Source organism: Desulfurivibrio nitratireducens (genome assembly GCF_044068515.1).
GTDB lineage: Bacteria > Desulfobacterota > Desulfobulbia > Desulfobulbales > Desulfurivibrionaceae > Desulfurivibrio.
On sequence record NZ_JBIPKI010000001.1, the window covers coordinates 1 to 11,946 of the forward strand.

The following is an 11,946-nucleotide window of genomic DNA, read 5'->3' on the forward strand; positions in this document are numbered from 1 at the left end:
ATTTCCTTTGCTTGGAAGGCAAAATCGAGTTAACGAGAGCCATGATCCCGCGCCGGCCCGGCTTTTTCCGCAGGGAACTCGGCAGGATGTCGTCTACCAATTTTCTTCGGGAGAGCCGGGCGCGGCCCCCGGCGGGGTTGGGGAGCCCGAGCCCAGGATCGGCGCGGCTCCCGGTTTTCCCCCCGGTCCCGCCGGAGCAACAGCCCCGGGGGAGGAACTCCCGGGCCCGGATCCCGGCGTCGGGGAATTGGCCCCGCCCCGGTTGCTCGGCCAGGTTTTGCGCTCTTATATCCTGTGTGCCGGCGGGGACGGTCTGTTGGCCATCGATCAACATGCCGCCCATGAGCGTTTGCTTTATGAACGCCTGCGCCGGCAGTACGAAGAAAATGGGCTCAGCCGCCAGGCCCTGCTTTTCCCGGCGGTGCTGGAACTGGTGCCGGCCGAGGCGGCGGTGCTGGAGAGCCGGGCGGCGGAAATCAGTCGCCTGGGTCTGGAGATCGAAGCCTTCGGCGGCATGAGCTATCTGGTCAAGGCGGTGCCGGCCCTGCTGGCCGGTCACAGCCCCGCCGCCATCGTTGCCGGGGTGATTTCCCGTTTCCAGGAAGAAGGGCCGGACCAGCGCTCCGGGGCGCGACTGGAAGAGGTTCTGGCCGGCTTGGCCTGCCAGGCGGCGATCAAGGCCGGCCAGGCCCTGGAGGAGGCGGAAATGGAGCGCCTGCTCAAAGAAATGCAGGCAGCCGGCATTTTTTCCCGTTGCCCCCACGGCCGCCCGGTGGTGCGGCGCTTCAGCGCCGCAGAGATGAAGAAGTGGTTCAACCGTTGAAAAAGGGCGGCCCGGCCAAGTTGCTTGGCCCAGGCCGCGCCAGGGGCTGAACAGCTGGTAATCCGGCCCGCCTTGGCGGGGATTGAGAGTTCGGGCCCGGCGGCAAGCCGGCGGGCTGGTTGCCCACCGGCCGGCGCAGCAGGGAGGGGCGTAGTTGGCGAGATTAATAAGACATACCAATTACAGCTAGTTAAAGAGCAGCTTGGCCACGGGCCAGTTCCGGGGATTCACCGCCTTGCCCGGGGGGCCCGGCGGAGCTGCTGCGGGTGGCAGAGCAAGGGGAGTCCGGCCGATGAGTGAAAGCCAGGATTTGTACATCCAGATGTTCAGTGTTCACGGCCTGGTCCGGGGGGAATCCCTGGAACTTGGGCGGGACGCCGACACCGGCGGCCAGGTCAAGTATGTCATTGAGCTGGCCCGGGCCTTAGGCAGGCGGCCCGAGGTGGCCAAGGTGGAACTGATTACCCGCTTGATCGATGATCGGGCGGTTTCCTCAGCCTATGCCCAAGCCATTGAACCGCTGAGTCCGGAGGCCCGGATTGTCCGCATCCAGTGCGGGGGACGCAAGTACATCCGCAAGGAAATGCTCTGGCCCCATCTTGACGAGATGGTGGATAAGACCGTCAAGCACCTGAAGAAAAGGGGTCGGATTCCCGATATTTTTCACGGCCATTACGCCGATGGCGGCTACGTGGCCCGGGAACTGGCCGCTTTCTTCGGGGTGCCCTTCGTGTTCACCGGCCACTCCATGGGAGCCCACAAGAAGGGCAAATTGCTCAACGAAGGTTTCAGCGGCGAGGAAATCAACCGGCGCTATCATATCGATCACCGGATCGCGGTGGAGGAAAGGATTATCCGGGATGCCGAGCAGGTCGTGGTCAGTACCCGCCACGAAATCGACCGCCAGTACAGTCTTTATGAGAACTTCGCCGCCGGCCATTTCAACGTGATTCCGCCGGGGATCGATATCGAAACCTTTTACCCTTACTACCAGGGCCAGTTCGAGCACAACTCGGCCGAGGAGCTGGCCCGCCAGACCCGGGTGGTGCTGCTGAGCGAGCTGCAGCGTTTCTGGAGCTCGGTGCACAAGCCCTTCATTCTGGCCCTCTGCCGTCCCGATCAGCGCAAGAATATCGCCGGCCTGATCAAGGCCTATGGGGAGGACCAGGACCTCCAGGCCATTGCCAACCTGGCGATTTTTGCCGGGATCCGAAAGGATATCGCCAAAATGGAGGAAAACGAGCGCAATGTGCTGACCGAAATGCTGCTGCTCATGGACTCTTACGATCTCTACGGCAAACTGGCTATTCCCAAGAAACATGATTTTACCATCGAGGTTCCCGAGCTTTACCGTTTGTGCGCCGACAGCCGCGGGGTCTTCGTCAATCCCGCGCTGGTCGAGCCCTTCGGCTTGACCCTGGTGGAAGCGGCCTCCTGCGGCTTGCCCATCGTGGCCACCCAGGACGGGGGCCCGGCGGATATCATCGCCAACTGCGACAATGGCCTGCTGATTGATCCCACCGACAGCGGCGCGATCGCCGCCGCCTGCAAGAGCATCCTGGTGGACCGGGAGACCTGGGACCGGTTCTCCCGCAACGGGATTATCGGGGTGCGCAATCACTATTCCTGGGAGTCCCATTGCGCCAGCACCGTCGAGGTTTACGACAAGGCCCGGGCGGCCATGCCCAAGCCCGGCCCCGAGGTGGCCAGGCAAAAGCCCCGGGCCATCGGCAAGCGTCTGGCCGGCGTAGATCGCTTGCTGATTACCGATATCGACAACACCCTGGTCGGCGATGAGGCGGCGATGCGGGAGTTGCTGACCCTGCTGGATGCCCACCGCGACCGGGTCGGCTGGGGGGTAGCCACCGGCCACAGCCTTGCGGAAACGCGCCAGGTGCTGGCGGAACACGAAATTTCCTCCCCTGATATAATCATCGCCGCCGTGGGGACCGAAATCTATTACGGGCCCGATTTCAGCCGGGACAACGGCTGGCAGCAGCACCTCAGTTACCAGTGGAAGCCGGCGGCCATCCGCAAGGCCCTTGCCGGTCTTGAGTTCCTGGAGTCCCAGGAAGGCGCCAGCCAGCATCCGTTCAAGATCAGTTACTACATGTCCGATGAAAAGGACCATCTGGCCCGGGTCCACTATGTCCTGCAGGAGAAAAAGCTCCATTACACCCTGGAATTTTCCCACGGCAGCTTTCTCGACATCCTGCCCTACCGGGCCTCCAAGGGCAAGGCCCTGCGTTACCTGAGCTACAAGTGGAATATTCCCCTGAACCGGATCATGATCTGCGGTGATTCGGGCACCGATGCCCAGATGCTGCGGGGCGATACCTGCGGGGTGGTGGTGGGCAACTATTCCAAGGAACTGGAGTCCCTGCGCGGTCTGCGCAAGCTTTACTTCAGCCAAAAGGCCTATGCCGCCGGGATTATCGACGGCATTCGTCATTACAAGTTTCTGGGCTCCGGTTAAGGTCGCGGCCCGGGGGATTGACCGGGGCCGCCCATTATTGCTTGAACAGTCTGCCCGTGGAAGTTGCCCGGCGGGGTTGAGCCGGGAACTCACGCGGGAAAGGAAGAGAGCATCATGTACGAAGACCTGAGCAGTTTTGTCGATGAACAGGAGATTCCCCTCCTGCGGGAATTTCTCTTCAACCTCTCCTGGCCCGTCCCGCCCTTGTTGCTGCGCAACGACATTCTGCTGGCCTTTCATCACTTCAGCCAGCAGCGGGACCCGAAGGAGGGCGATCTGGCCGGTTCGTGGCGCTTCCTGCGCAAGGTGCAGGAGATCATGCTGGCCGACGATCTGCTGATCATCATCTACCGGCACCGCCGGGCCAATTGCCGGATTTTCGCCCTGAACGCCGACAACGATCACTTGATCAATATTTCGGTGATGGATTTCCTTACCTTCAAGGAACGCCTGGTCCGGCCGGGGCTGCCGCCCCAGCAGCGCACCCTGACCATCAATCTGGCGCCTTTCTATGATTACGGCCCCGGGCTCAAGGATCCCCATACCATAGGCCAGGGAATCAAGTTCCTCAACCGCCACATGTCCGGCAGCCTGGCCAACAACCCGGATAAGTGGAACCGGTTACTCTATGAGTTTCTCAAGCTCCACCAGTTGCATGGCACCCAACTGCTGCTCGACGCCGCTCTGGTCCGGGGCCCCGAGGAGTTGGAGGAGGCCTTGGCCGGGGCGATGGATTTTCTCGAGCGCTGCCGCTATCCCGATGATGTCGAGAAAATCAAACAGCGCTTACGCAAACTGGGCTTTCTCGACGGCTGGGGCAACTCCCTGCCCCGGATCCTGGAAACCATCCACATGCTCCAGGATATCATCGAGCAGCCCGACGAGGCCAATCTGGAGGAATTTCTCTCCCGGATTCCCATGGTTTCCAAGGTAGCCCTGCTCAGCCCCCACGGCTGGTTCGGCCAGGACAATGTCCTGGGCCGGCCGGACACCGGCGGCCAGGTGGTCTACATCCTCGACCAGGCCAAGGCCCTGGAAGATTTCCTGAGCGAGGATCTGCGGGACGCGGGACTGGAAATCGAACCCAAGATCCTGATCATCACCCGGCTGATCCCCGAAAATGAAGGCACCACCTCCGATCAGCGCCTGGAAAAAGTGTGGGATACCAGGAATGTCTGGATCCTCAGGGTACCGTTTCGTCATCCCGACAACAGCGTGGTTACCCACTGGATTTCCCGCTTCCGGATCTGGCCTTACCTAGACCAGTTCGCGGTGGACGCCGAGGAGGAAATTCGCCGCGAACTGGGAGGGCGACCCGATCTGCTGGTGGGCAATTATTCCGACGGCAACCTGGTGGCCACCCGGCTTTCCCGGAGCATGGGGGTTATCCAGTGCAACATCGCCCATGCCCTGGAAAAATCAAAATATCTCTTCAGCGACCTCTACTGGGATCAGTTCGAGCCCGAATATCATTTTTCCATCCAGTTCATGGCCGACCTGATCGCCATGAATCAGGCCAATTTCATCATCACCAGCACCGCCCAGGAGATCACCGGTACCGACAACAGCATCGGCCAGTACGAATCCTACCAGTTCTTCACCATGCCGGGTCTGCTCAACGTGATCAGCGGGATCAACCTCTTTCATCCCCGCTTCAATGTGATCCCCCCCGGGGTCAATCAGGAGATTTACTTTCCCCATACCCAGAAAAGGCGCCGGTCGGCCCGAATGCGCAAGGCGGTGACCCGGCTGCTCTTCGAGCAGGAGGACCAGGATTGCCTGGGGCGCCTGGAGAACCCTGGCCTGCCGCCGCTTTTCACCATCGCCCGCCTGGATCGGATTAAAAACCTCACCGGCCTGGTGGAGGCCTTCGGCCAGGATGAAAAACTGCGCCAGCGGGTCAACCTGGTCATGGTGGCCAGCGTGGTGGATCCCGAGCGCTCCAAGGATGCCGAGGAGGCGGCGGAAATCCGCAAGATGCACGCGATCCTCAAGCAATACAACCTGCACGGCCGGGTCCGCTGGATCGGCAAATTCCTGGGCAAGGCCGAAACCGGCGAGGCTTATCGCCTGATGGCCGATCGGGGCGGGGTGTTCGTCCAGCCGGCTCTTTTCGAGGCTTTCGGCCTGACCATTCTTGAGGCCATGCATTCTGGTCTGCCGGTTTTCGCCACCCAATTCGGCGGGCCCCTGGAAATTATCGAACACGAGCAGTCCGGTTTTCTGGTCAATCCCACCGACCCGGCGGTGATGACCGCCCGGCTCACCGATTTTTTCCAGCGCTGCGAGGAAGATTCCCGCTACTGGCAGGGTTTTTCCCGCCGGGGGCTGGAACGGGCCCGCAGCCATTTTACCTGGCAGCGCCACTGCCGCAAACTGACCCGCCTCACCAAGGTTTACGGCTTCTGGCGCTATTCCATCTCGCAACAGGCCAAGATGCGGCTCAATCAGTACAGCGAGGCGCTCTATCACCTCTTCTACAAGGAGCGGGCCGAAAAAATACGCTAGCTGAAAACCCGGCCGCCGCTTGCCTGGCGGATCAGGCCGCTGGCCGTGGGTTTGGCCCCTGTTGCCCGGCGGTTTGCGGGTCTTTGGGGCCCAAGAGTTAAGAGCATCAGAGGACAAGCGATGATTGTGGCAATCGGGGAGGTGGTCTGGGACATTTTTCCGGACCGGGAGGTTTTGGGAGGCGCGCCGGTGAACGTGGCCTACCACCTGGCGGCGCAGGGCCTGGCCGTCCGGGTGATTACCCGGGTGGGCCGGGACGGGCTGGGGGACGCCACCCTGGCCCGTTTGGCCCAACTGGGCCTGCCCCTGGCGGGGGTCCAGCGCGACGAAGAGCTTGCCACCGGCCGGGTCCGGGTTACCTTCGGGCCGGATCGCGAGCCCCGTTATGAGATCGTCGCTCCGGCGGCCTGGGACAATATCGATCCGGCCGCCGCCCTGGCGACGGTCGGCGACCAGCCCTACGACCTGGTTTTCGGAACCCTGGCCCAGCGGGATTCCCGTTCCCGGCTGGCCATCCGCGCCCTGGCCGCCCAGGCCCTAACCTGTTTTTACGATGTCAACCTCCGGCCGCCGTTCACCCCCCGGGAGTTGGTCCTGGAGTCGTTGGCCCTGGCCGACCTGGTGAAGGTTAACGGTGAAGAACTCAGGCAACTCGCCGCCTGGCTGGATCTGCCCGGCCTGCCTGAAGATGCGGGAGAGCCGGGTTCGCCGCCCGGGGAGCTGGTTATCAGCCGGGACCAGGAGCAGCTGGCGGCCGCCGTCCGGGAGCGTTATGGTTTGGCCGCTCTGGTGATCACCGAGGGGGCGGCGGGAGCCTGGGTGCGGACGGCCTCCGCAACCCAGGCCGTGCCGGGGGAGCCGGTGGCGGTGGCCGACACGGTGGGGGCCGGTGATGCCTTTTTCGCCGCCCTGATCGCCGCTTACCAGGAAAAACTGCCCTGGCCGGAGATCCTGCGGCGGGCCAATCGCCGCGGGGCTTACGTGGCTTCCCGGCCCGGAGCCACCCCGCCTTAAACGACCGGTCCGATCCCGTCCTCCGGACTTTTGGAACCGGGAAAATCCTTGCCCTTTTTTCTTATTTTGACGAGAATGGCCCAGCCACCGCAAACCGCCATCCGCCGCCCGATTTCGGGGGCCGGCCAGGCGGTAAGATCCGGGCCAGCCGGGAGCCTGACTGCCGTTGCCGTGGGGCCGTTTGCTCCTGACCCTGCAGCCAATTACCCGGTGCCCGTTGCTCCGTCAGCTAACTTGGGAGTCCGCCATGAACCAGCCTGTCTATGAAACCGATTTCCCCGGCCTCAAATTGCTTCATCGGGGCAAGGTCCGCGATCTTTACGATCTTGACGGGTGGTTGCTGATGGTGGCCAGCGACCGGATCTCCGCCTTCGACGTGGTGATGAACGAGCCCATTCCCCTGAAGGGCGAGATCCTGACCCAGCTTTCCCTGTTCTGGTTCGATTATCTGGGGGATGTCATTCCCAATCACCTGGTCAGCGCCGATCCGGCCGATTATCCCGCGGTCTGTGCCCCTTATCGGGAGCAGTTGCGGGGCCGCAGCATGCTGGTGAAGAAGGCCCGGCCCTTGCCGGTGGAATGTATCGTGCGGGGTTATCTGGCCGGTTCCTTCTGGCAGGCCTACCGGGAAAACCCCACGGTGTGCGGAGTCAAGCTGCCGGCCGGAATGCGGGAGGCGGAAAAATTCCCCGAGCCCCTTTTCACCCCTTCGACCAAGGCGGCCCTGGGTACCCACGATGAGAATATTTCCCTGGACCGGATGGAGGAACTGGTGGGGGCGGAACTCACCGCCCAGGTGCGGAAGGCCTGTTTGGAACTCTACCGGAAAGCGGCGGACTACGCCCTGAGCCGGGGAATCATTATTGCCGACACCAAGTTTGAACTGGGCCTGGGAGCTGACAACGAATTGATCCTGATAGATGAAGTCCTGACCCCGGACTCCTCCCGCTTCTGGCCGGCGGAGCAATATCATCCCGGGGGGGGGCAGCCCAGCTTCGACAAGCAGTTTTTGCGCGACTATCTGGCCTCCCTGGACTGGCCCAAGTCCCCGCCGCCGCCGCCCCTGCCCCCGGAAATAATCGCCAAGACCGCCGCCCGTTACCGGGAGGCCCTGCAACGGCTCAAGGGCGATAACTGAAAATAACCTCTCCGAGTCGAAGATGGGTGGTTGGCTGGTTGGGGGACTTAAAGTCCGGTTTCGGCCAGCTGCTGGACCAGCTTCTTCTGTTCGGCGTTGAGCTTGCCGGGCAGTTTCAGGTTGATTTTGACCAGCAGGTCACCGCGGCCGCCGCCGGGTGTACCCGGCAGACCTTGGCCCTTGAGCCGCAGCTTGGCCTGGGGCTTGCTGCCGGCCGGAACCTTGACCTTCAGCTGGCGGCCTTCCAGAGTGGGTACCGCGACTTCGGTTCCCAGCAGGGCCCCGCTGAGGGGTATTTCTCTTTCCACCACCAGATTTTGACCTTCGCGGCTGAAAACCGGATGGGGCTGGACCCGGATCAGCAGGAGGAGATCGCCCGGGGGGCCAGCCAGGGGTGAGGGGGCTCCTTTGCCGGCGATGCGCAGTTTCTTACCGCTTTCAATGCCGGGTGGAATTTTGACCGCGACCTTGTCGGCCTGAGCTCCCCGGCCCAGGGAAATGGTCTTTTCGCTGCCGTGCAGGACCTCCTCCAGGCTCACCGGCAACTCCAGGCTCAGGTCGTTGCCCCGCACCATCTGCTGTTGGCGGGGATCCTGGCGAAAATACTGGAACTCTTGGCCCTGGCCCCCGCCTCTGCCCATGCCGCCGACTCCGAAAAGGTCGTCAAAGAAACTGGCGCCGCCCGGCCCGGCTCGAAAGGTGGCGCGACCGCCGCCTAGATTGATGCCGAATTCCCGCAGGATATCGTTGATGTCGCTGTTGCGAAAAATGTCCTCCTGGGAATAGCGCTGCTGGAAACCGCTGGAGCCGAAGGTGTCGTACTGCTTGCGCTTTTCCGGGTCGGAGAGGACCGCGTAGGCCTCGCTGATCTGCTTAAAGCGTTCTTCGGCCTCCTTGTTGCCCTGATTGCGATCGGGGTGATACTTGAGGGCCAGCTTGCGATAAGCTTTTTTGATTTCATCCGGACTGGCGCTTTTGCCCAAGCCCAGGGTTTCATAATAGTCCATTTGGGTTGCTTTTCCTTTCATGCCCGCTGATATTCGATTGATTGTGGTGGATCTTTATTGTTAGACTCAAGAGTATAAGTCCGGCGGCCGTTTTTGGCAACCATCGCGCCGGCACCGGCACCGGGTCCGGGCCGGCCTAGCGGCTAGCGGGCTACGACGAAGGCGTCAGGAAACCCGGCCTCGATCATGGTTTTTTCCAGGCGCAGGGCGCCGCTGAGGGTTCGACCGGCCTGCACCTGGACTCGGTGGAAACGCCGCCCGCCGTGGTCGTGTTCCTGGACCACGGCCGGGCGGCCTTCGGCCGCCAGTTGCCGCTGCAGGCGAGTGGCGTTTTCCCGCACGGTAAAGGCCCCGACCTGGACAAAAAAATCGCCATGTTCGAAATCCGGAGTAGCGGCGAAACGTTCACGGGTCTGGCCGTTTTCCACATAACGCATCGCCTGGCCGAGGGCGGTTATTCGTACCTGGGCCAGGCCCTGGTCGGCCATCCCCAGTTCCCGGGCGGCCCGGTAGGAAAGATCGATTATCCGCCCCCGGACAAAGGGACCCCGGTCATTGATCCGCACCGTGATTTCCCGGCCGCTTGCCAGGCAGGTCACCAGCAGGTGGGTGTTCATCGGCAGCGTCTTGTGAGCGGCGGTCATGGCGTGCATGTCGTAGATTTCGCCGTTGGAGGTCCGCCGGCCGTGGAACTTGCTCCCGTACCATGAGGCGATGCCGTTTTCCACGAAACCGTGGGCCGAGGGAATGGGATAGTAGGTTTTACCCTTGATCTGGTATGGGCGCTGGGTCGGGGGAATCCGGGCGGCTTCGGGCACCTGCTTGGCCGCCGGCGCCGGGGCCCCCACCCTGGTTTTGCCGTCGGGGGTGGCGATCAGGGTCGGCTGGGCGCAGCCACCTGGCAGTACCAGAACCAGAAGCAGGACAGTCAGGCGCTGCAATGAGCTTGAACTCAACATCACGATTCCTCTCTGGGCGGAAAATGGCCGGACCAGATGTTGTTCCGGCGGGCCGCAACAGCTTGGTCGGAACTGCAGTCGCCGGCCGGCGGCAGCTTTGCTGATCGCGGCCTACTTTAGTCATCTCGGCGCAAAAAGTCCCGGCTTTTTGCTTTGCCTTCCCGTGACTTGGTGCTATATTCCGGCCCGGATATACTTTTTTGCCGCTTGCGAGGCCGTTGCTTGCTCATCGTCGACCACCTCACTTTTTCGCCTTACCAACCCTATCCCTGACCAGGACCCATGAAACCTGCCAACCCAACACCGCAGACCAAGTTTATCTTTATTACCGGTGGGGTTCTCTCCTCGCTGGGCAAGGGACTGGCCGCCGCCGCCATCGGCGCCCTGCTGGAAAGCCGGGGACTGACCATCACCTTCCAGAAGCTTGATCCATATATCAATGTCGATCCCGGCACCATGAACCCCTTTCAGCACGGCGAGGTGTACGTTACCGACGATGGAGCCGAAACCGACCTGGACCTGGGCCACTATGAACGCTATACCTCGGTGAGCCTGAGTCAGAAAAACAACTACACTTCGGGCCGCATCTATTATTCGGTGATCAACAAGGAGCGCCGGGGCGAGTACTTGGGCGGCACTGTGCAGGTAATTCCCCATGTCACCGATGAAATCAAGGCCGCGGTCCGCCAGCTGGAAGGCGAGGTGGACGTGGCAATCATCGAGATCGGCGGCACCATCGGTGATATCGAGTCCCTGCCTTTTCTCGAGGCCATCCGCCAGTTGCGCGGCGATCTCGGCCGGGAAAACACCCTTTACATCCACGTTACCCTGGTTCCCTACATCAAGACCGCCGGGGAGGTCAAGACCAAGCCCACCCAGCACAGTGTCAAGGAACTGCGGGCCATCGGGATCCAGCCCGATATTCTGCTCTGCCGGACCGAGACCACCCTGAGCGACGAGTTGAAGGCCAAAATCTCGCTGTTCTGTAATGTTGATCGCGACGCGGTTATTACCGCCCGCGACGTAGAAAATATTTACGAGGTGCCCCTCTGGTTCCACGAAGAGGGTCTGGATAATAAAATCCTCAAGCTCCTCAATGTCTGGACCGGCTCACCTCGCCTGGAGCCCTGGCAGGAATTGGTGGCCCGGATCAAGAACCCCTCCCGCGAGGTCCCCATCGCCATTATCGGCAAATATGTCGAGTTGAAGGAATCCTACAAGAGCCTGCACGAGGCCCTGGTCCATGGCGGGGTGGCCAATGACGCCCGGGTGGTGCTGCGCTATGTCAGCGCCGAGGATATCGAAGCCCAGGGATTCGAGGGCGCGGCGGAGTTGCTGGCCGGTTGCCACGGGATCCTGGTGCCGGGGGGGTTTGGCGGCCGCGGGGTGGCGGGCAAGATCATGGCCATAACCCATGCCCGGCAAGAGAAGGTGCCCTTCTTCGGCATCTGCCTGGGAATGCAACTGGCCACCATTGAGTTTGCCCGCAATATCGCAGGACTGACCGACGCCAACAGTACCGAGTTCAATCCCGGTACTCCCCATCCGGTGATCTACTTCATCAAGGAATGGTACGATTACCGCACCAGTCGGGTCCAGGTCCGGGACGAATCCACCGACCTGGGTGGAACCCTGCGCCTGGGGAGCTATCCCTGCCGGCTGCTCCCCGACACCTTCGCCCGGGCCGCTTACGGAGCAGAGCTGATCGACGAGCGCCACCGGCACCGCTATGAGTTCAACAACGAGTACCGCCGGCAGCTTGCCGACAAGGGGCTGGTGATCAGCGGCACCTCGCCGGATGACAAGCTGGTGGAGATCGTGGAACTGGCTGACCACCCCTGGTTTCTCGGCTGCCAGTTTCACCCCGAGTTCAAGTCGCGGCCGATGCGGCCCCATCCCCTCTTCACCGCTTTTATCAAGGCGGCCTTGGAACATCAAAAAACCGAGGGGTAAGCGGCATCAGGGCCAAGGCTCAAGGAGCAAGGAGAATGGCCGGGGTTTGCGGATCTCTCCCCCTTGTC

Annotated in this window: 8 protein-coding genes; 6 read left to right on the plus strand and 2 right to left on the minus strand. The window is 62.0% G+C overall.

Going from position 1 to position 11,946, the window contains the following annotated elements:
• The first annotated feature begins 277 nt into the window (after positions 1 to 277).
• The 5 genes from ACHHTY_RS00005 (at position 278) to ACHHTY_RS00025 (ending at position 7,959) form a co-directional block, all read left to right on the plus strand.
• On the plus strand, positions 278 to 823 hold the full coding sequence (locus ACHHTY_RS00005) for a DNA mismatch repair MutL family protein (RefSeq protein WP_395492247.1): 546 nt from the start codon (positions 278 to 280) through the stop codon (positions 821 to 823).
• A gap of 292 nt (positions 824 to 1,115) precedes the next feature.
• Complete coding sequence (locus tag ACHHTY_RS00010; RefSeq protein ID WP_395491984.1) at positions 1,116 to 3,299, plus strand: HAD-IIB family hydrolase; 2,184 nt, start codon at positions 1,116 to 1,118, stop codon at positions 3,297 to 3,299.
• Positions 3,300 to 3,413: 114 nt separating this feature from the next.
• Entirely contained in the window at positions 3,414 to 5,807 is a 2,394-nt protein-coding gene (locus ACHHTY_RS00015) for a sucrose synthase (RefSeq protein ID WP_395491985.1), read from the plus strand.
• Between the two features lie 120 nt (positions 5,808 to 5,927).
• On the plus strand, positions 5,928 to 6,821 hold the full coding sequence (locus tag ACHHTY_RS00020) for a carbohydrate kinase family protein (protein ID WP_395491986.1): 894 nt from the start codon (positions 5,928 to 5,930) through the stop codon (positions 6,819 to 6,821).
• Between the two features lie 247 nt (positions 6,822 to 7,068).
• Positions 7,069 to 7,959, plus strand: coding sequence for a phosphoribosylaminoimidazolesuccinocarboxamide synthase (locus tag ACHHTY_RS00025; protein ID WP_395491987.1), 891 nt, complete (start codon positions 7,069 to 7,071; stop codon positions 7,957 to 7,959).
• A gap of 47 nt (positions 7,960 to 8,006) precedes the next feature.
• Here ACHHTY_RS00025 and ACHHTY_RS00030 read toward each other — a convergent pair whose 3' ends face one another.
• Entirely contained in the window at positions 8,007 to 8,966 is a 960-nt protein-coding gene (locus ACHHTY_RS00030) for a DnaJ C-terminal domain-containing protein (protein ID WP_395491988.1), read from the minus strand.
• Positions 8,967 to 9,109: 143 nt separating this feature from the next.
• The gene (locus ACHHTY_RS00035) at positions 9,110 to 9,925 is read right to left on the minus strand and encodes a septal ring lytic transglycosylase RlpA family protein (RefSeq protein ID WP_395491989.1); all 816 of its coding nucleotides are present in this window, start codon (positions 9,923 to 9,925) and stop codon (positions 9,110 to 9,112) included.
• Between the two features lie 282 nt (positions 9,926 to 10,207).
• Between ACHHTY_RS00035 and ACHHTY_RS00040 the strand changes: the two genes are divergently transcribed.
• The gene (locus ACHHTY_RS00040) at positions 10,208 to 11,878 is read left to right on the plus strand and encodes a CTP synthase (protein ID WP_395491990.1); all 1,671 of its coding nucleotides are present in this window, start codon (positions 10,208 to 10,210) and stop codon (positions 11,876 to 11,878) included.
• The last annotated feature ends 68 nt before the right edge of the window (positions 11,879 to 11,946 follow it).

Excerpts from the sequence above, each read along its gene's own strand:
- ACHHTY_RS00025 (WP_395491987.1), top strand. The coding sequence starts at position 7,069 with ATGAACCAGCCTGTCTATGAAACCGATTTCCCCGGCCTCAAATTGCTT.
- ACHHTY_RS00020 (WP_395491986.1), top strand. The coding sequence starts at position 5,928 with ATGATTGTGGCAATCGGGGAGGTGGTCTGGGACATTTTTCCGGACCGG.
- ACHHTY_RS00010 (WP_395491984.1), top strand. The coding sequence starts at position 1,116 with ATGAGTGAAAGCCAGGATTTGTACATCCAGATGTTCAGTGTTCACGGC.
- ACHHTY_RS00040 (WP_395491990.1), top strand. The coding sequence starts at position 10,208 with ATGAAACCTGCCAACCCAACACCGCAGACCAAGTTTATCTTTATTACC.
- ACHHTY_RS00030 (WP_395491988.1), bottom strand. The coding sequence starts at position 8,966 with ATGGACTATTATGAAACCCTGGGCTTGGGCAAAAGCGCCAGTCCGGAT.
- ACHHTY_RS00035 (WP_395491989.1), bottom strand. The coding sequence starts at position 9,925 with ATGTTGAGTTCAAGCTCATTGCAGCGCCTGACTGTCCTGCTTCTGGTT.
- ACHHTY_RS00015 (WP_395491985.1), top strand. The coding sequence starts at position 3,414 with ATGTACGAAGACCTGAGCAGTTTTGTCGATGAACAGGAGATTCCCCTC.